Annotated in this window: 15 protein-coding genes; 12 read left to right on the top strand and 3 right to left on the bottom strand. The window is 70.4% G+C overall.

Going from position 1 to position 20,060, the window contains the following annotated elements:
• The first annotated feature begins 4 nt into the window (after positions 1–4).
• The 4 genes from IEY95_RS11880 to IEY95_RS11865 all read left to right on the top strand — a co-directional run bounded on the left by IEY95_RS11880 (position 5) and on the right by IEY95_RS11865 (position 5,035).
• Complete coding sequence (locus tag IEY95_RS11880; protein ID WP_189185906.1) at positions 5–1,219, top strand: acetyl-CoA C-acetyltransferase; 1,215 nt, start codon at positions 5–7, stop codon at positions 1,217–1,219.
• A 39-nt stretch (positions 1,220–1,258) separates the two neighbouring features.
• A complete protein-coding gene (locus IEY95_RS11875) occupies positions 1,259–3,436 on the top strand; it encodes a 3-hydroxyacyl-CoA dehydrogenase NAD-binding domain-containing protein (protein WP_189185905.1) in 2,178 nt (725 codons plus the stop codon).
• Positions 3,437–3,562: 126 nt separating this feature from the next.
• On the top strand, positions 3,563–4,225 hold the full coding sequence (locus IEY95_RS11870; protein ID WP_229702820.1) for a thiamine pyrophosphate-binding protein: 663 nt from the start codon (positions 3,563–3,565) through the stop codon (positions 4,223–4,225).
• 69 nt (positions 4,226–4,294) lie between these two features.
• Entirely contained in the window at positions 4,295–5,035 is a 741-nt protein-coding gene (locus tag IEY95_RS11865; protein WP_189185904.1) for a hypothetical protein, read from the top strand.
• A 15-nt stretch (positions 5,036–5,050) separates the two neighbouring features.
• Here IEY95_RS11865 and IEY95_RS11860 read toward each other — a convergent pair whose 3' ends face one another.
• Positions 5,051–5,749 carry a MerR family transcriptional regulator gene (locus IEY95_RS11860; RefSeq protein WP_189185903.1) on the bottom strand — a complete coding sequence of 233 codons (699 nt, stop codon included), beginning with the start codon at positions 5,747–5,749 and terminating at the stop codon, positions 5,051–5,053.
• Positions 5,750–5,884: 135 nt separating this feature from the next.
• On the opposite strand from IEY95_RS11860, the gene IEY95_RS11855 reads away from it, so the two are divergent.
• The 4 genes from IEY95_RS11855 to IEY95_RS11840 all read left to right on the top strand — a co-directional run bounded on the left by IEY95_RS11855 (position 5,885) and on the right by IEY95_RS11840 (position 11,043).
• On the top strand, positions 5,885–7,840 hold the full coding sequence (locus IEY95_RS11855; protein WP_189185902.1) for an AMP-dependent synthetase/ligase: 1,956 nt from the start codon (positions 5,885–5,887) through the stop codon (positions 7,838–7,840).
• A 233-nt stretch (positions 7,841–8,073) separates the two neighbouring features.
• Entirely contained in the window at positions 8,074–9,540 is a 1,467-nt protein-coding gene (locus tag IEY95_RS11850) for an amino acid permease (RefSeq protein WP_189185901.1), read from the top strand.
• A gap of 43 nt (positions 9,541–9,583) precedes the next feature.
• Positions 9,584–10,072: a macro domain-containing protein gene (locus tag IEY95_RS11845; protein WP_189185900.1), complete on the top strand. Its 489-nt coding sequence runs from the start codon at positions 9,584–9,586 to the stop codon at positions 10,070–10,072.
• Entirely contained in the window at positions 10,069–11,043 is a 975-nt protein-coding gene (locus IEY95_RS11840; protein ID WP_189185899.1) for a PfkB family carbohydrate kinase, read from the top strand. The genes IEY95_RS11845 and IEY95_RS11840 overlap by 4 nt, the downstream gene beginning before the upstream one ends.
• Positions 11,044–11,100: 57 nt before the next feature.
• Here the strand turns inward: IEY95_RS11840 and IEY95_RS11835 are convergent, their stop codons facing one another.
• Entirely contained in the window at positions 11,101–12,591 is a 1,491-nt protein-coding gene (locus IEY95_RS11835; protein WP_189185898.1) for a M1 family metallopeptidase, read from the bottom strand.
• 227 nt (positions 12,592–12,818) lie between these two features.
• Between IEY95_RS11835 and IEY95_RS11830 the strand changes: the two genes are divergently transcribed.
• Both IEY95_RS11830 and IEY95_RS11825 read left to right on the top strand, forming a co-directional pair.
• Positions 12,819–14,780 (top strand): Xaa-Pro dipeptidyl-peptidase, encoded by a 1,962-nt coding sequence (locus IEY95_RS11830; RefSeq protein WP_189185897.1) that lies wholly within the window; start codon positions 12,819–12,821, stop codon positions 14,778–14,780.
• Positions 14,780–16,066 (top strand): M14 family metallopeptidase, encoded by a 1,287-nt coding sequence (locus IEY95_RS11825; protein WP_229702843.1) that lies wholly within the window; start codon positions 14,780–14,782, stop codon positions 16,064–16,066. Before IEY95_RS11830 ends, IEY95_RS11825 begins: the two co-directional genes overlap by 1 nt.
• A gap of 33 nt (positions 16,067–16,099) precedes the next feature.
• Here the strand turns inward: IEY95_RS11825 and IEY95_RS11820 are convergent, their stop codons facing one another.
• The gene (locus tag IEY95_RS11820) at positions 16,100–17,065 is read right to left on the bottom strand and encodes an FAD-dependent oxidoreductase (RefSeq protein WP_189185896.1); all 966 of its coding nucleotides are present in this window, start codon (positions 17,063–17,065) and stop codon (positions 16,100–16,102) included.
• 66 nt (positions 17,066–17,131) lie between these two features.
• Between IEY95_RS11820 and IEY95_RS11815 the strand changes: the two genes are divergently transcribed.
• A complete protein-coding gene (locus IEY95_RS11815) occupies positions 17,132–18,166 on the top strand; it encodes an oxidoreductase (protein ID WP_189185895.1) in 1,035 nt (344 codons plus the stop codon).
• 136 nt (positions 18,167–18,302) lie between these two features.
• On the top strand, positions 18,303–19,943 hold the full coding sequence (locus IEY95_RS11810) for an ABC-F family ATP-binding cassette domain-containing protein (protein WP_189185894.1): 1,641 nt from the start codon (positions 18,303–18,305) through the stop codon (positions 19,941–19,943).
• Positions 19,944–20,060 lie beyond the last annotated feature (117 nt).

Raw genomic sequence — 20,060 nt, 5'->3', positions numbered from 1 at the left:
ACCAGTGAGCACCGAAGCGTACGTGTACGACGCGATCCGCACCCCGCGCGGCCGCGGCAAGGCGAACGGCGCCCTGCACGGCACCAAGCCCATCGACCTGGTCGTCGGGCTCATCCACGAGGTCCAGCGCCGCTTCCCGGGCCTCGACCCGGCCGCGATCGACGACATCGTCCTCGGCGTCGTGGGCCCGGTCGGCGACCAGGGCTCCGACATCGCCCGTATCGCCGCTGTCGCCGCCGGACTGCCCGACACGGTCGCCGGCGTCCAGGAGAACCGCTTCTGTGCCTCCGGTCTGGAAGCGGTCAACATGGCGGCGATGAAGGTCCGTTCGGGCTGGGAGGACCTCGTCCTCGCGGGCGGCGTCGAGTCGATGTCGCGCGTGCCGATGGCCTCGGACGGCGGCGCCTGGTTCGCCGACCCGATGACGAACATGGCCACCAACTTCGTGCCGCAGGGCATCGGCGCCGACCTCATCGCCACCATCGAGGGCTTCTCGCGGCGGGATGTCGACGAGTACGCGGCCCTGTCCCAGGAGCGCGCTGCCGCCGCCTGGAAGGACGGACGCTTCGACAAGTCCGTCGTCCCGGTCAGGGACCGCAGCGGGCTCGTCGTCCTCGACCACGACGAGCACCTGCGCCCCGGCACCACCGCCGACTCGCTCGCCAAGCTGAAGCCGTCGTTCGCCGACATCGGCGAACTGGGCGGATTCGACGCCGTGGCGCTGCAGAAGTACCACTGGGTCGAGGAGATCGACCACGTCCACCACGCGGGCAACTCCTCCGGCATCGTCGACGGCGCCTCCCTCGTCGCCATCGGCTCGAAGGAGGTCGGCGAGCGCCACGGACTCACCCCCCGTGCGCGGATCGTCTCCGCGGCCGTCTCCGGCTCCGAGCCCACCATCATGCTCACCGGGCCCGCGCCCGCGACCCGCAAGGCGCTCGCCAAGGCCGGGCTGACCATCGACGACATCGACCTCGTGGAGATCAACGAGGCCTTCGCCGCGGTCGTCCTGCGGTACGCGCGGGACATGGGCCTGTCCCTGGACAAGGTCAACGTCAACGGCGGGGCGATCGCGCTCGGCCACCCGCTCGGCGCGACCGGCGCGATGATCCTCGGCACCCTCGTCGACGAGCTGGAGCGCCAGGACAAGCGCTACGGCCTCGCCACGCTGTGCGTGGGCGGCGGCATGGGCATCGCCACGATCGTCGAGCGTGTCTGACCTTTCCCAACGGATACACGGATCAACGGAGCACCCCTGATGAGCACTGAGTCCACCACCATCCGCTGGGAACAGGACGAGACCGGCGTCGTCACCCTCGTCCTCGACGACCCCAACCAGTCCGCCAACACCATGAACCAGGCCTTCAAGGACTCGATCGCGGCGATCGCCGAGCGCGCCGAGGCCGAGAAGGACTCCATCCGCGGCATCATCTACACCTCCGCGAAGAAGACCTTCTTCGCCGGCGGTGACCTCAAGGACATGATCCAGGCCGGGCCGGAGGACGCCCAGCAGGCCTTCGACACCGGTACGGCCATCAAGTCCTCCCTGCGCCGCATCGAGACCCTGGGCAAGCCGGTCGTCGCCGCCATCAACGGCGCGGCCCTCGGCGGCGGTTACGAGATCGCCCTCGCCTCCCACCACCGCATCGCCCTCGACGCGCCCGGCTCCAAGATCGGCCTGCCCGAGGTCACCCTCGGTCTGCTGCCCGCCGGCGGCGGCGTCACCCGCACCGTCCGACTGATGGGCATCACGGACGCCCTGCTGAAGGTGCTGCTCCAGGGCACCCAGTACTCCCCGAAGCGGGCCCTGGAGAACGGCCTCGTGCACGACTTGGCGGCGACCCCCGAGGAGATGCTCGCCAAAGCGCGCGCCTTCATCGACGCCAACCCCGAGTCGCAGCAGCCCTGGGACAAGCCGGGCTACAAGATCCCGGGCGGTACGCCGTCGAACCCGAAGTTCGCCGCCAATCTGCCCGCCTTCCCGGCCAACCTGAGGAAGCAGCTGAACGGCGCCCCCTACCCGGCCCCGCGCAACATCATGGCGGCCGCCGTGGAGGGCTCGCAGGTCGACTTCGAGACCGCGCTGACCATCGAGGCGCGCTACTTCACCGAGCTCGTCACCGGGCAGACCTCGAAGAACATGATCCAGGCGTTCTTCTTCGATCTCCAGGCGGTCAACTCCGGCGCCAACCGGCCCAAGGGCATCGAGCCGCGCGAGGTCCGCAAGGTCGCCGTCCTCGGCGCCGGGATGATGGGCGCGGGCATCGCCTACTCGTGCGCCCGCGCCGGCATCGACGTCGTCCTCAAGGACGTGTCCGCGGAGGCGGCGGCCAAGGGCAAGGCCTACTCCGAGAAGCTCTGCGCGAAGGCGGTCTCCCGGGGGCGTACCAGCCAGGACAAGGCCGACGCGCTCCTGGCCCGCATCACGCCCACCTCCGACCCGAACGACCTGGCCGGCTGCGACGCCGTCATCGAGGCCGTCTTCGAGGACACCGCGCTCAAGCACAAGGTGTTCCAGGAGATCCAGAACATCGTCGAGCCGGACGCGCTGCTGTGCTCCAACACCTCGACCCTGCCGATCACCGTGCTCGCCGAGGGCGTGGATCGCCAGGACGACTTCATCGGGCTGCACTTCTTCTCGCCCGTCGACAAGATGCCGCTCGTCGAGATCATCAAGGGCGAGCGCACCGGCGACGAGGCACTGGCGCGCGCCTTCGACCTGGTACGGCAGATCAAGAAGACCCCGATCGTCGTCAATGACTCGCGCGGCTTCTTCACCTCGCGCGTCATCGGCCACTTCATCAACGAGGGCGTCGCGATGGTCGGCGAGGGCATCGAGCCCGCGTCCGTCGAGCAGGCCGCAGCCCAGGCCGGCTACCCGGCCAAGGTCCTCTCTCTCATGGACGAGCTCACGCTCACCCTGCCGCGCAAGATCCGTAAGGAGTCGAAGCAGGCCGTCGAGGAGGCGGGCGGCACCTGGCAGACGCACCCGGCCGAGGCGGTCATCGACCGCATGGTCGACGCGTTCGGCCGCACCGGGCGCAGCGGCGGCGCGGGCTTCTACGAGTACGGGGAGGACGGCAAGCGCGGCAAGCTGTGGCCGGGGCTGCGCGAGCACTTCACCAAGCCGGGCCACGAGATCCCGTTCAGGGACATGCAGGAACGCATGCTCTTCTCCGAGGCGCTGGACACCGTCCGGCTCCTGGAGGAAGGCGTGCTGACCTCCGTCGCCGACGCCAACATCGGATCCATCTTCGGGATCGGCTTCCCCGGCTGGACCGGTGGCGTACTGCAGTACATCAACGGGTACGACGGCGGGCTGCCCGGATTCGTGGCACGCGCGCGTGAACTCGCCGAGCGCTACGGGGAGCGGTTCACCCCGCCCGCGCTGCTCGTCGAGAAGGCGGAGAAGGGCGAGCGGTTCAGCGACAAGTAACGACAGGACCGGCAGAGCCTCGGCGGCGCCTGCCGTATCGCTGAGTGGTATGTGGGGCTTGCTCCTCTGGGGCGGGGACCGGACGCTGACCGGCGAACCGGTACTCGCCCCCACCGAGGAGCTCCCATGGGTCGCCGCCCCGCCCTCGCCCTGCTGGACATCCTGCGCGGCGAGGGCGTGGACCGCGTCTTCGGCAACCCCGGCACCACCGAACTGCCTTTCCTGGCCGCCCTCGCGGAAACCGAGGACGCGCCCGAGTACGTCCTCGGCATCCACGAGGGCGCCGTCGTCTCCATGGCCGACGGATACGCCCGCGCCACCGGGCGGCCCGCCTTCGTCAGCCTGCCCATCGCGGCCGGGCTCGCCAACGGACTCATCGGCCTGCTCAACGCCCGCCGCTCACGCACCCTGCTGGTGGTGATGGCGGGCCAGCAGGACCGCCGCCACCTCCAGCAGGACCCCATGCTGTCGGGCGACCTCATCGGGCTCGCCCGTCCGGCGGCCAAGGCGGCGCTGGACCTCCAGCACGCCCGTGACCTTCCGCTCGCCGTGCGCCGCGCCTTCGCCCTCGCCGTACGGCCGCCCGCGGGACCGGTTGGTGCGCACGGCCACCGCCGAGCGGACCGTCGGCGCGGCCGGAGGCTTCGACACGTCCGCGCCCAGCAGGCCGTCCCCAGGACGCAGGAGCCGTCCGATCTCGTCTCCACGCTCCTCCACGTGGTCGACGAGGGCAGCGGCTTTCTGACCGGCCAGACCCTCAATGTGGCGGGCGGATCCGCCTACTTGTGAGGGTTTTCTGTACGTACGCCGGTGACGCAACCGGAAGCGCCCCGCCCACGTCCTAGGTTCCCGTAGATCATGATCACGCCAACGGAGGGGCCGTACGTGCGGTGCACCACCAAGCGAGTGCTGCGAGGAGCCGGAGTCGGCGTTCTCGTCCTGTCGCTCGCGCTCACGGGATGCCAGGGCAAGAAGCACAAGAAGAAGAGCCGGGGGTACTCGTCCACCTCCCGCAGTCGCACCGGCGGCGGTTCGACGGCAGGCGGGTCGCTGACCGGAGCCCAGCAGGCGCAGTCCGTGCTGCCGCCCGCCGACAGCATGCCCACCGCCCTGCGCACGGTCACCGAGGCGCTCTCCAGCCGCGCCAAGGCACCCACGAACTGCAAGGAGCCGTCCTCGAAGTGCAGGAACGCCGTGGCGCACGGTGATGTCGGCTACAGCGGCTCCGGCGCCGGCGACGGCGCCCGCTTCGAGGTCATCGTGTACAGCAACGCGAAGGCCGCCTCGAAGGCCTTCAAGGCCTGGGACCGCTACGCCCGCAACCGCACCAGCGCGCTCCAGGTGCTCGGCACCCCGACCTACGACGCCGGAAGCGTCACCTTCCAGTACAAGTCCGTCGCCAAGGAGCACACCCAGGAGACGGTGATCCTCCAGGGGAAGTACATCGGCACCCTGGAGCACCGTGCCGACACCAACTCGGCGCGGTCGGGGGCCTCCGGCACACTGACCGGCCTCGCCCGGATGTACGCCGAGCGGCTGCGTCAGCTCGCGGACGGCGACACACCCACCGCGTCCGCGGCGGGGCTGAAGGTCTCGTAGCGGAGGGGGAGTGGCTCAGGACTCCTTGAGCCACTCCCGCACTTCCTCCTTGAGGGAGCGCTGGAAAGCGGTCAGCAGCGCCTGCACCACCAGCGGCTGCATATGCGCCGAGAGCGACTTCACCGCCGCCACGGACTCCCCCTCGCCCACCGCCTCCCGCAGCAGCGTGGACAGCTCGTGGGCGGCCGCACGCGAGTGCTCAAGGAGGACCGTGCGCGCCGCGAGGATCGACTCCTGGGCGAGCGGTACGTCGAGCAGCTGTACGCCGAGCCGCAGCAGCCCGGGGTCCACGCGGAAGGAGTCCGCGGTCCGCTCGATGACGCTCATCGCGGCGAGCCGGTCCAGGTCCCCGTCGTCGAGGGAGCGCCCGGCCCGCCGCTCCAGCTCCTCCCGCGTCACGTCCTCCGCGGCGTCGGGCGCCCAGGAGGCCACCACGGCCCGGTGGATGGCGAGGTCATGAGCGCTCAGGCCGGGCGGCAGCTGCGTCAGATAGCGCTCGATCGCCGCCAGCGTCATGCCCTGGTGCTGCAACTCCTCGATGAGCGCGAGCCGGGCCACGTGCTCCTGGCTGTAGTGGCCCACCCTCCGGGGACCGATCACGGGCGGCGGCAGCAGGCCCTTGGCGCTGTAGAAGCGGACCGTACGGACCGTCATGCCCGCCCGCGCGGCCAGCTCGTCGACCGTGAGCGTCGGCTCTTCGGTGTCCGTCGTCATGGCAGGTCCTGTCTCTCCGGGCTGCGCAGTGATCAGGTGCAGCGGTCGATCCGGTGCAACAGTATTGCTGTCTCACCAGTGTTGTGAAAGCGTCCGGAGCGCTGCGCACCGAGCCGACGGCGCCAGGAGGCGGTCATGACCACGATCCTGCGACTCCCCGGAGAACCGGACGAACTCACGCTCCCCGCCCTGCTGCTGCGCAATGCCGAGGACCATGGAGATCTGCCGGCACTGTCCTGGCGCACGGAGGACGGCTGGGCCACGCTCACCTGGCGCGAGGTGCGCCGTGAGGCCGCCGTCCTCGCCGCCGGATTCTCGGCCCTCGGCGTCGAGCGCGGCGACCACGTCCTCATGATGATGAGCAACCGTCCCGAGCACTGGCTGAGCGACCTGGCGCTGACACATCTGGGTGCCGTCCCGGTGAGCGTCTACGGCACCGCGGCCCCCGGACAGGTCGCGCACATCGCCCGGCACAGCCGCGCCCGCCTCGCGATCATCGAGGGGACACGTGAACTGGCGTGCTGGGAACCGCTGTTGGAGGACTCCGGCACGCCACTGGAGCGGCTGGTCGTCGCCGAGGCGGCGGAGGCGGGACCCCATCGGACGTACGACTCACTCAAGGGGCGGGAGGGTGGCGGCAGGGGGCGGAAGAGCGCCGACGAGGGCCAGGAGGGCGCCGACATCGGGCGGCAGGGCGCCGACGAGGGCCAGGAGGGCGCCGACATCGGGCGGCAGGGCGCCGACGAGGGCCAAGAGGGCGCCGACATCGGGCGGCAGGGCGCCGACGAGGGCCAAGAGGGCGCCGACATCGGGCGGCAGGGCGCCGACGAGGGCCAGGAGAGCGCCGACAAGGCCTGGTCCGAGACGCGCTCCACCGACTCCCTCACCGTCGTCTATACCTCGGGTACCACCGGCGACCCCAAGGGCGTACACATCACCCACCGCAAGGTCGTCCTCAACGCGCTCGCGCTCGACCGCCTCATCGAACTCCCCGAGCACGTCGAGCACCTCTGCTACCTCCCCTTCGCGCACATCGCCGAGCGCATGCTCGGCATCTATCTGCCCGTGTTCCGCGCCTCGCACGTGTACCTGTGCGCGGACCCCACTCAGGTGGCCGCCGTCGCGCGGGAGCTGCACCCCGCGCAGTTCTTCGGGGTCCCGCGCGTGTGGGAGAAGCTCGCCTCCGCCGTACGGGCCGCACTGGCCGGGCTACCGGACGAGCGGCGCCGGGCCGTGGAGGCCGCCCGGGAGACGGCACGCGCGCACGTGGCCCGTCTCGAACGGGGCGAGGAGCCGTCCGCCGAGCTGGAGCAGGCGTACCGCGTGGCGAAGGAACAGGTACTCGACCCGATCCTCGCCCCGGCCGGATTCGACCGACTGGTGTGGACGGCGAGCGCCTCGGCTCCGATGCCGCCGGACGTGGTGGACTTCTGGGCGGGCTTCGGCTTCGCGATCATGGACGCCTGGGGGCTGACGGAGACGATCGGGGTCGCCACCACCAACACTCCCGCCGCCTTCCGGCTCGGCTCGGTGGGCAAGCCGCTGGACGGCCTGGAACTGCGCGTCGCCGAGGACGGCGAGATCTTCGTACGGGGCGCGACCGTCTTCGACGGCTATCTGCGCGCGGACGGCTCGGTCGAGGACGCCCGGGACGCCGACGGCTGGTTCGCCACCGGCGACATCGGGCGGATCGACGAGGACGGCTTCCTGTGGCTCACCGACCGCAAGAAGGAAATGATCGTGACCTCGACGGGCAAGAACGTCTCGCCCGCGCTCGTCGAGAACGCGCTCAAGGAGCATCCCTTAGTCGACCAGGCCTATGTGCACGGTGACGGGCGCTCGTACCTGGTGGCCCTGCTCGTCCCGGACCCGTCGGCGGGGACCGACCCGGCAGTGCTGCGGGACGGCATCGCCCGCGCGGTGGAGCAGGCGAACGCGCGGCTGAGCCGCCCGGAGCAGATCAAGCGCTACCGGGTGCTCGACCGCGAGTGGAGCCCGGAGACGGGCGAGCTCACGCCCTCGCTCAAGCTGCGTCGTCGGGCGATCCGGGAGCGCTACGGGCACATGATCGAGGAGCTGTACGCCCCTTGAGTCAAGGAGCGGTACAGCTCCTGGTCGGTGGCTTTGCACCTCTCGGTCACGTTGTGTACGCCCCTGGTCGCCTTGTGAGAAGCACCGCTATGTGACCTGCACTACCGCATAAGGGGTGATCTGTGGGGGAAAGTGGCGTTTTGGTCTGTGCCGCGTCAGGGCGACACGGGCCGAGACGCATCCGGACACCCGCGTACGCAGTGCGGCGGGCGCACCAGAGAGTAGATCCACCCGTGAGCAAGGACGCCGTAGACACGGCCAAGGCCGCATCCCGCGCCGATGCGACCCGCACGCCCGCGGACGCGGGCGACGCCGGTTACAGCAAGGACCTCAAGGCCCGCCACGTCAACATGATCGCGATCGGCGGCGCGATCGGCACCGGACTCTTCCTCGGAGCCGGCGGCCGCCTCCACAACGCGGGCCCCGCACTGGCGATCGCCTACCTTGTCTGCGGAATCTTCGCCTTCTTCGTCGTACGGGCCCTCGGCGAGCTGGTCCTCTACCGGCCCTCCTCCGGGTCCTTCGTGTCGTACGCGCGCGAGTTCCTCGGCGAGAAGGGCGCGTACGTCGCCGGGTGGATGTACTTCCTCAACTGGTCGACGACGGGAATCGCGGACATCACCGCGATCGCGCTCTACACGCACTACTGGAGCCTGTTCACCGACATCCCGCAGTGGACGCTGGCCCTGATCGCCCTCGCGGTGGTCCTGGCCGTGAACCTGATCTCCGTGAAGATCTTCGGCGAGATGGAATTCTGGTTCGCGATCATCAAGGTCGCCACCCTCGTCGGCTTCATGCTGATCGGCATCTTCCTGCTCGCCACGCAGCACGAGGTCGGCGGGACCACGCCCGGCCTGAGCGTCATCACGGACCACGGCGGGATCCTTCCGCACGGCATGATGCCGGTCGTCCTGGTCATGCAGGGCGTGATCTTCGCGTACGCCGCCCTGGAGCTGGTCGGTGTCGCCGCGGGCGAGACCGCCGAGCCGGAGAAGGTCGTCCCGCGCGCGGTGAACTCGATCATGTGGCGTGTCGGTCTGTTCTACGTCGGCTCGGTGGTCCTGCTGGCCCTGCTCCTGCCCGGCTCGGTCTACTCGGCCGACCAGAGCCCCTTCGTCACGGTCCTCTCCAAGATCGGCGTCCCGGCGGCCGGTGACGTCATGAACCTGGTCGTGCTGACGGCCGCCATGTCGTCGCTGAACTCCGGCCTGTACTCCACCGGCCGCATCCTGCGCTCCATGGCCATGGCGGGTTCGGCCCCCAAGTTCACCGCCAGGATGAACCGCAGCCAGGTCCCGTACGGCGGCATCCTGCTCACCTGCGCGGTGTGCGTGCTCGGCGTCGGCCTCAATTACCTCATGCCGAGCCAGGCCTTCGAGATCGTCCTGAACGTGGCGTCCCTCGGGATCATCAGCACCTGGGTGATCATCATGATCTGCCACCTGGTGTTCGTCCGCCGCGCCAAGGAAGGGCTGGTGACGCGTCCGTCGTTCCGCCTCCCGGGCAGCCCGGTCACCGAGATCGTCACCATCGCCTTCCTGCTCGCCGTGCTCGGCCTGATGTGGAACGACCCCGAGGTCGGCCGCAAGACGCTGCTCCTCATCCCGGTGATCGCGGCCCTGCTGGTCGGCGGTTGGTTCGCGCTGCGCCGCCGGATCTCGAAGGCGGCGGACCAGGAGCTGGGAGAGCTCACGAAGTAGCAGGTCACGGGCCACTGTCAGTGGCAGCGCCTACGGTGGCGTCATGTCGGAGATCACGTATGTCCGGGGTGACGCCACCGTTCCGTCGGTCAAGGGCGTCAAGGTGATCGCCCATGTCTGCAACGACATCGGGGGATGGGGGAAGGGCTTCGTACGCGCGGTCTCCCGCCGCTGGCCGGAGCCGGAGAAGGCCTACCGCGCCTGGCACCGGGACCGCGCGCACAATGACTTCGGCCTGGGCGCGGCCCAGTTCGTCCAGGTCGAGCGTTACCTGTGGGTGGCGAACCTGGTGGGGCAGCGGGGCATACGGACGGGCAGCAAGGGCGTCCCCGTGCGCTACGAGGCGATCGATACGGCCCTCGCCCGCCTTGCCGACAAGGCGCTGGAACTGGGCGCCTCCGTCCACATGCCCCGGATAGGCTGCGGTCTGGCCGGCGGCACGTGGTCCCGCGTCGAACCGCTGATCAGCGAGCGGCTCGTGCGGCGGGGGATCGCGGTCACGGTCTACGACCATGGGGAGGGTCAGAGTTGAGCCGTGACACCGACGTCCTCGTGCTCGGCGGGGCGGGCGTGGACACCATCGTGTACGTGCCGGAGCTGCCGCTGCCGTACGCCGACAGCTACATGATCGAGCCAGGAATCCGCACCCGCGCCGGGCAGACCGGCGACTTCGTCGCCCTCGGGCTGAACGCTCTCGGCCTGCGGACCCACCACATCGACATGCTCGGCGACGACCCCGAGGGCGAACTGGTCCGCGCCCTGCACCGTGAGAAGGGCATCGCGCTCACCGCCGTCCCGCAGCCTGCCGGCACCAAGCGCGCGGTCAACCTCGTCAGCCCCGACGGCAGGCGGCTGTCCCTGTACGACACGAGCCGCGCACACGCCGACGACCGGTTGCCGGAGCCGGTGGTCCGGAAGCTGGCCGAGTCGAGCCGCCATGCCCACGTGTCCATCACCCACCCGTGCGCCTTCGCCCTGCCCGTGCTGCGCGAGGCCGGGGTGACCCTCTCGACCGACCTGCACAACTGGGACGGCGAGAACGTGTACCACGAACCGTTCGCTCTCGCGGCGGACGTGGTCTTCCTGTCCACGGCCGCCTTGACCGACCCGGAGCGGACCATGCGCGGCATCGTCGAGCGCGGCCTGGCCGAGGTGGTCGTCGCCACGGCCGGGGCCGACGGCGCGTTCCTGCTGACCGACGGCGCGCTGACCCACATACCGGCCGTCACACCTCCCGCACCGGTGGTCGACTCCAACGGCGCGGGCGATGCCTTCGCCGCGGCCTTCCTCTTCGGGTGGCTGAACGGCGAGCCGCCGCGACGCTGCGCCCAGTACGGCGCGGTGGCCGGGGCGTATGCGTGCACGGTTCCGTCCACGGAGACCGCCGCCCTGCACCGCGACGAACTCCTGACGCGGGCGGCCGCCTCGGAGGCGGCGACGGCGAACCAGCCGCGCGGCGGTATCACCGACAGGCCGCACGGTACGCCTCGCCCGGTGGCGTAGTGGCTGCCCTGCGGCCCGAGTCAAGTGCCCCGGGCCGCACGGCAGTTGTCCCGCGGGTCAGCCCGCGTGAAGGTCGTTGGTCGCCGCGATCCGCTTCCACGACTTCGGCTGCGCGGGAGCCGCCGAAGCCTTCGCGATCGACACGGTCCGTGCCGCCGGAGCGGCCGGCTTCGTCGGCTGGAACAGCCAGGTGTCGAAGAGTGCGGCAAGCGGCTTGCCGGACACCTGCTCGGCATACTTCTGGAAGTCGCCGACCGACGCGTTCCCGTACGCGTGATCCTTGGGCCACCCCTTCAGGATGGCGAAGAACGCGTCGTCCCCGACCTCGTTGCGCAGCGCCTGGACCGCCAGCGCCCCCCGGTCGTACACCGCGATGTCGAACTGGTTGTCAGGACCGGGGTCGCCGGGCTTGACCGTCCAGAAGGCGTCGTCGGCCGGGTGGGACGCGTACACGTAGTCCGCGAGCTCCTGTGCCGTGCCCTCGCCCTCGTGCTCCGACCACAGCCACTGCGCGTAGCGGGCGAAGCCTTCATTGATCCAGATGTCCTTCCAGCCCTTCAACGACACGTCGTCCCCGTACCACTGATGCGCCAACTCATGCACGACGACAGAGGTGTTGGAACCGTTCGCGAACTGCTTGGGGCTGTAGTACACGCGGGTCTGCGTCTCCAGCGCGTACCCGGTGGTGGTGTTGGGGACGTAGCCGCCGGCGGAGCTGAAGGGATACGGCCCGAAGTAGCCGCTCAGCCAGTCGACGAGCTCCCCGGTCCGCTCCACGCTGGCGCGTGCCGCGCCGTCGTTGTCGCCGAGGTCCTTGCTGTAGGCGTTGACGACCGGGACGCCGCCCTCCGACGTGCCGGTCGTGATGTCGAACCTGCCGACCGCGAGTGTGGTCAGATACGTGGCCTGCGGCTTGTTGGACCGCCAGTTGTAGCGGGTCCAGCCGAGCCGCGAACTCGTCGACTGGAGCGTGCCGTTGGAGATCGCCTGCGTACCGTCGGGGACGGCCACCGACACGTCGTACGTGGCCTTGTCGAGCGGATGGTCATTGCTCGGGTACCACCACCACGCGGCCTCGGGCTCGTCCGCCGCGACCGCCCCGTCGGGAGTGCGGTGCCAGGTCGAGAAGCCGTACGCGCTCTTCGTCGACGGCACTCCGCTGTAGCGGACGACGACGGTGATCGGTGTGCCCTTGGGCAGCGGCTTCGCCGGGGTGATCTCCAGCTCGTGCCGGCCGGAGGTTGCGAAGGACGCCTTCGCGCCGTTGACCCGTACCTCGCTCACATCGAGCAGGAAGTCCAGATCGAACCGCGACAGATCCTGCGTGGTCGTGGCCAGGAGGGTCGCCGTGCCCTCCAACTCGTCCGTCTGCGGCTGGTACTTGAGCCGCAGGTCGTAGTGCGAGACGTCGTATCCGCCGTTGCCGTAGGCCGGGTAGTAGGGGTCGCCGATGCCCGGCGCCCCGGGAGAGTAACTGGCCGCCGATGCCGGGATCGCCAGCAGCAGGGAGGCCGCGAGCGCGCCCGGGGCGATGAGTCTGCGGTGCACGTCAAGCTCCAAGTCGTAGGGGCATGAAGTCTGTCCGGAGCCTATTCAGTCCCTGTGGCCCCGGTCATGTCCATGGCCGCCCCTGTCACACGATCGCCATTCGGCCGACATGAGCGATCGCGCCGCACGGACCTTTCACATCCGACCGCGGCCCTTGCGCCCCGCGTGCCTTTCGGACCGTCACCGGCCCCCTTTTGCACACGAGTTGACCGGGGTACGTTCCGCGCATGCCGATACCAGCGCGCCGCATGCGCTTCACGACCTGGAGATCGCTCGCGACGGCGGCCACGGCCGCCCTGATGGCCGCCTTCCTCGCCCCCGCCGCTGCACACAGCGCCCCACGGGAGAGCACCCCGGTCTATTCGTACGAGAACGCGATCCGTGAATCCGTCTGGGTGGACACCGGCCTCGACGGCGACAGCGACGGAAGGACCGACCGCGTCGCCGTCGACATCGTCCGGCCCCGCGAACTCGCCCGGCAGGGCCGCAAGATACCCGTGATCATGGACGCCAGTCCGTACTACTCCTGCTGCGGACGCGGCAACGAGAGCCAGAAGAAGACGTACGACGCGAACGGCAACGTCGTCCAGATGCCGCTGTTCTACGACAACTACTTCGTGCCGCGCGGCTACGCCTTCGTCGGCGTAGACCTGGCCGGCACCAACCGCTCCGACGGCTGCGTGGACGTCGGCGGCCGCTCCGACATCCAGTCCGCGAAGGCCGTGATCGACTGGCTCAACGGACGCGCTCGCGGCTACACCACCCGCACCGGCACCGCCACGGCCAAGGCCACCTGGACCAACGGCAGGACCGGCATGATCGGCAAGAGTTGGGACGGCACCATCGCCAACGGTGTGGCCGCCACCGGCGTCAAGGGCCTCAAGACCATCGTGCCCATCAGCGCCATCTCCTCCTGGTACGACTACTACTTCGCCAAGGGCGCCCCGCTCTACGACTCCGGCCCCGACTGGCTCTCCAACTACGTCGACAGCCCCGACGCCCGCACCAAGTGCGCCGCGGTCCAGCAGAAGCTCGTCGACCAGGCGCCGCGCACCGGCGACTGGACCGACCTGTGGACCGAGCGCGACTACGTGAAGGACGCGAGCAAGGTCAAGGCCAGTGTCTTCCTGATCCACGGCATGCAGGACCTCAACGTCCGCACCAAGCACTTCGGCCAGTGGTGGAACGCACTGGCCAAGAACGGCGTCGAGCGCAAGATCTGGCTCTCCCAGACCGGACACGTCGACCCCTTCGACTTCCGCCGCGCCACCTGGGTCGACACCCTGCACCGCTGGTTCGACCACGAACTCCTCGGCTACGACAACGGCATCGACGACGAGCCCATGGCCGACATCGAGCGCCACCCCGACCAGTGGGTCACCTCCAGCGTCTGGCCGCCCCGCGCCACCGAGACGACGACCCTCCGGCCGGGCAGGGGCACCCAGGCGGGCGTCGGCACCCTCGGCCTGCGGACGAACGCCGGAACCGAGACGTTCACCGACAACCCGGCGCTGAGCGAGACCGACTGGGCCGCGCACATCGACCGGTCGACCCCCGACAAGGCGGGCTTCGTCAGCAAGCCGCTCACGCACGACCTCCGCCTGTCCGGCTCGTCCAAGGTGACCGTCACCGCCACCCCGACGACCTCGACGGCCCATCTCTCCGCCGTGCTCGTCGACCTGGGCCCGGACACCATCCGCGACTACAACGCGGCCGGCGAGGGCATCACCACGCTCAGCGACCGCACCTGCTGGGGCGCGAGCACGACCGGCGACAGCCCCTGCTTCAAGGCGACGCAGGCGAACAAGGCCGACGTCGACTACACGGTCTTCAGCCGCGGCTGGGCCGACCTCGGCAACTACGCCTCCGACCTCAAGGGCGTCCCGCTCACCCCGGGCAAGGCGTACACCATCACGCTCGACCTGGCGGCCACCGACCATGTCGTCCCCAAGGGCCACCGGCTCGCGCTGATCGTCGCGGGCACCGACAAGGACCTCATCGACCCGCCGTCCAGCACGCCGACCCTGACGCTCGACCTGTCCCGTACGTCGGCCCGCGTCCCGCTGGTCGGCGGTGCCGACGCCTTCACCAGGGCGACGGCAGGTTCCGCGACGACGACGAGCGCGGCCGTCCTCGACGGCGTACAGGAGCCGCGCGCCGCCCGTCGAGTCCCGGGGGAGACCCGTTGATCCACGTAAACATCCGCGCCCTGGCCGTGGCGGTCACCGCCACGGCCCTGGCCGCGCCCCTGCTGACGGCACCCGCGTACGCGACGGAGACCCCGCCGCGTACCGGGTTCGAGCAGACCGACGGCGCGCGCTGGACCAGCCAACCGGAGGAGCAGGACTTCCTGGCCGCCGTCGACAGGACGAGCGACCGCATGGCCGTGTCCAGGATCGGTACCACGAAGCAGGGCCGCCCGCTCCAGCTCGTCCGGATCGGCACCCGTCGCACAGCCACCACTGTGCTCCTCGTGTGCAGCCAGCACGGCGACGAGCCGTCCGGGCGCGAGGCCTGCCTCACGACGATCCGCGACCTGGCCTACGCGAAGGACGAGCGCACCCGGCGATTCCTGCGCAGCACCAGCGTGCTCGTCGTCCCCACCGCCAACCCCGACGGCCGCGCCGCGGACACCCGCGGGAACAGCGACGGTGTCGACATCAACCGCGACCACCTCGCCCTCAAGACGGCCGAGGCCCGCGCCATGGCGGCCGTCCTGCGCGACCACAGGCCCGATGTCGTCTACGACCTGCACGAGTACGGGGCCACGCCCAAGTACTACGACAAGGATCTCTTCGATCTCTGGCCGCGCAACCTCAACACGGACGCGGCCGTGCACGACGAGGCGCAGACCCTGTCGCGGGACTACGTACGGCCCGCCGCCCAGGAGGGGGGGTACTCGACAGGCACGTACGGCATCTGGACGGACCCTGTGACCGGCGACCCGATCAAACAGACCGCCGGTGACGGGCAGGAGCGCATCCTGCGGAACATGTCGGGAGTGAAGCACTCCGTCGGCCTGCTCATCGAGAGCCGAGTCGACGCCGTCACGGATGCGGAGCGGGCCGACAACTCCTTGAACAACAGGCGCCGGGTACATTCCCAACTGGCCGCGCTCGGCGGCCTGTTCCGCTTCACCGGGGAGCGCGGCGCACATGTCGCCGCGGCCACCGGCGCGGCCCGGCTCGCGGGTTACCGGGACACCGGCCCGGTCTACCTCGGCGGCGCCGACAACGACCCGGCCGAACCCGCCGAGGTGATCCAGGACCCGCCCTGCGGCTACCGGCTCACGGCCGACCAGTACGCGGACGTGCGCGACGAACTCGGCCTGCACGGCGTGCGCGTACGACCGGACGGCGACGGCGACGGCGTCCTCGTACCGCTGCGGCAGTCCCTGCGCGCCCTCGTCCCCTTGCTCCTCGACGAGCGTGCGCCGTACCACCTCACGGCCGCAGAGCCGGAGACGGCCTGCTGAGGACGGTCCTCAGGTCCTGGGGTTCTCGGGTCCTCAGGCGGAGGCGGTCGGGTGTGTGAGCCCGGCCGCCTCTCGTGCGCACCCCCACGCCACCGTGACGCCCGCACCGCCATGACCGTAGTTGTGCACCACCACCCGCCCGTCCGGCAGCACCTCACGCTCCAGCCGGACCGAGTCGCGCACCGGCCGCAGACCCACCCGGTGGTCGAGCACGCGCGCGCCGGCGATCTCGGGACGCAGCGCGGCGCACCGCTCGACGATCTCCTGCGCCACGACCGGGTCGGGCGTCAGTGACCAGTCGTCCTCGTCGGTGGTGCCGCCCAGGACCAGCCGGTCCGGCTGCGGGAAGAGGTACGTGGTCGTCCCGGCGTTCGCGTCCGTCGAGACGAGCCAGGTGCGGATACCGGGGTTCTCGACGATGACGAGCTGCCCGCGCACGGGCCGCACGGTCGGATCGGGTACGAGCTCGTGAGCGCCGAGGCCTGTGCAGTTGACGACGATCGGTGCCTCGGCCTCCGCGAGATCCGCCACCGAGCGCGCCTCGATCGTCCCCCTCGCCCGCAGGAGCCGCTCGCGCAGCCAGCGCAGATGCGCCGGCATGTCGAGCAGCGGCAGCCGCGCCCACAGCGCCGTCCCCGCGTACTCCTCGGCCGTCGCCGCCCGCAGTCCCGGCACGCGGCCGGCGACCCACGAGAGCTGCTCGTCCAGCCGCGACTCGCCCAGTACGCCCTCGACCATGCGTACGCCGGTCTCTTCGGCCTGCCCCGCCAACTCCTCGTACACGGAGAGTGATTGGAGGGCCCACGCGCGAGCGAGAGCCTTCGGCTCGATGCGATACGGCCACCACAGCGCGCCCGCAACCGCCGAGGTGGTCCGCTCGGCGGGGTCTCGTGCCCACACCCGTACCCGCGTGCCGTTTTCGGCCAGGGCAACGGCCGTCGTCAGGCCGATGACACCGCTGCCGACCACGATCACTTCACCGCTGCGAGTGTTCTTCACGCGGGGACGTTAACGGAATCTGTCATGCCGTGCTCACATCACTCTCAGTCTGGGGATACTCACAGCATGTCTGCCGAGTATGCGACCTTCGGCCTGGCACCGGCGATGCGTGCCGGTGGAGTCCTCGCCAACGGTGACTACCAAGTGCACCGGGATTTCGTGGACTTCATCGTCGACGGTCGCCCGCTGCTGTTCCAGCTCTCCGACCTCGACGCGGTGTCCCCGCTCGCTTCCGACGTGCCGCCCGCGATCTTCACCGCCCAGGTGCGCAGCCTTCTGCTGGAGGCCGACGCCCCGCTCGACGGCGGCCGGTACGTCATCTACGGCTGCCCGGAGTGCGCGAGTCTCGAATGCGGTGCCGTCACCGCCGTCATCGAGAAGGAAGGGGACGATTATGTGTGGCGCGACTTCGCCTGGCAGACCGATGAACGAGCCGACCTGGAGCGCAACGGCTACCACGGGATAGGGCCCTTCCGCTTCCGTGGCGCCGAGTACCGCAGCGCGCTCAACTCGCTCCTCGACGCCGACTCGGAACCACGCCGCCGCGTCCTTCTGATCGGCGCCCGCGTCGCGCTGCTCGCCAAGCTCGCCGCCGCCCTGCGCACCATCGGCATCGGCACCGACATCACCCGCGACGCCACGGACGTCCCGGCCGACGAACTCCGTACGTACGGCGCGGTGGTCTTCGGCCGGGCCGTCGGCGAGGACGAACGTGCGGCCGTGCGCCAGTCCTTCCAGCGGGCGGGCGTCGACATCGCGTACGTCGAGGGCCTCGCCCCGATCATTCCGCTCCTGGTCGCCCAGATCGAGCACGCCCTGGACCGCAGCCCGCAGGAGCTGCGCCGTCTCACACGCCTCGTGGCCGCCGACGGCGAGGCGGGCATCGAGGTCACCTCCACATGCCGTGTCCAGTTGACCGCGTACCGCCTTGACCGCCTCTCCCGCACCCACACGCACGAGGTCTTCGACGGGATCCTGGAGACGGGGCGGCACCGGGTCGCGCTGGACGCCAGGGCGGTGAAGGGCGAGGCGTTCATCGTGGCGCGGACCTCGGGCAGCGTGCTGGTGGAAGCGATGGCCAACGGACAGGGGGGCCGCTGAGAACGGACGGGCGAACTGCTGAGTGCGGTCGGGCGGACTGCTGAGTGCGGTCGGGCGGACCACTGACAACGGACAGGCGGGCCGCTGAAAACCCTGGCGCGGGTCCCGAGGCCGGGCCGTTAGGATCGGCCTCCTGATGACTGCCACTCTCGTCGCCAAGAACCTCGCCGCCGGACACGGCGACCGCTCGCTCTTCTCCGGGCTCGACCTCGTCGTCGCGCCCGGCGATGTGATCGGGCTCGTCGGTGCCAATGGCGCGGGCAAGTCCACGCTGCTGCGGCTGCTCGCCGGTCTCCTCACGCCGGAGCAGGGGGAGCTGCGGCTGTCCCCGCCGTCCGCGACCGTCGGGCATCTGCCACAGGAGCCCGAGCGGCGGGAGGGCGAGACGGTTCGCGAGTTCCTCGCGCGTCGCACGGGCGTCGCCGAGGCCCAGCGGGTGATGGACGAGGCAACACAGGCACTGGTCGACGGAGCACCCGGCGCGGACGACGCGTACGCCACCAGCCTGGAGCGGTGGCTCGACCTCGGCGGCGCCGACCTCGACGAGCGCGCGGAGGAGGTCGCCGACTCCCTGGGACTCGGCGTCGACCTGGACCAGCCGATGACGTCCCTGTCCGGCGGCCAGGCGGCTCGCGCGGGACTGGCTTCCCTCCTCCTGTCCCGCTACGACGTGTTCCTGCTCGACGAGCCGACGAACGACCTGGACCTCGACGGCCTGGAACGCCTTGAGCGCTTCGTGAGCGGTCTGCGCGCCGGGACGGTCGTCGTCAGCCACGACCGCGAGTTCCTGGCCCGCACGGTCACCAAGGTGCTCGAACTGGACCTCGCGCAGCAGCAGATCACGCTGTACGGCGGTGGATACGAGGCCTATCTGGAGGAGCGGGACATGGCCCGCCGGCACGCCCGAGAGGACTACGAGGAGTACGCCGACAAGCGGTCCGCGCTCGAAGGCCGGGCCCAGATGCAGCGCTCCTGGATGGACAAGGGCGTCAAGAACGCCCGGCGTAAGGCCGGCAACGACAACGACAAGATCGGCCGCAAGTTCCGCAGCGAGGCCAGCGAGAAGCAGGCCGCGAAGGCCCGGCAGACCCAGCGCATGATCGAGCGCCTCGATGTCGTCGAGGAGCCGCGCAAGGAGTGGGAGCTGCGCATGGAGATCGCGGCGGCCCCGCGGTCCGGCGCGGTCGTCGCCACGCTGCGCGACGCGGAGGTGCGGCGCGGCGAGTACACCTTCGGCCCGGCGACACTGCAGATCGACTGGGCGGACCGGGTCGCGGTCACCGGAGTGAACGGCGCGGGCAAGTCGACACTGCTCGGCGCCCTGCTGGGCCGGGTCTCCTTGGACGCGGGCCACGCCACCCTCGGCTCGGGCGTGATCGTCGGCGAGGTCGACCAGGCCCGCAAGCTCTTCCTCGGCTCGGAGTCCTTGCTGGACGCGTTCTGCGCGGCGGTCCCGGACACGGAACCAGCCGAAGTCCGCACCCTGCTGGCCAAGTTCGGCCTGAAGTCCGACCACGTCCTGCGCCCCGCGGCGACCCTCTCCCCGGGCGAACGCACCCGCTCGGCACTGGCCCTGTTGCAGGGCCGAGGCGTCAACCTCCTGGTCCTCGACGAGCCGACCAACCACCTCGACCTTCCCGCCATCGAGCAACTGGAATCGGCCCTGGACTCCTACGAGGGCACCCTCCTCCTCGTCACCCACGACCGCCGCATGCTCGACGCGGTCCACACGACACGCCGCCTGGAGGTCGCGGCCGGCAAGGTGACGGAGCGCTGACGCCTTCCGCGCGGGGCGCAGTCGCCACAGCTGCGGGCATGCGTGCCGCGGACCCGGCTGCCCAGCCGTCGTAGCTGCGGGCATGCGTGCCGCTAAGGGCGGCACGGGTGGGCGCAG

The organism is Streptomyces albiflavescens (assembly GCF_014645835.1).
GTDB classification, from domain to species: Bacteria; Actinomycetota; Actinomycetes; order Streptomycetales; family Streptomycetaceae; genus Streptomyces; species Streptomyces albiflavescens.
This window is presented reverse-complemented; position numbering and strand designations above follow the sequence as displayed.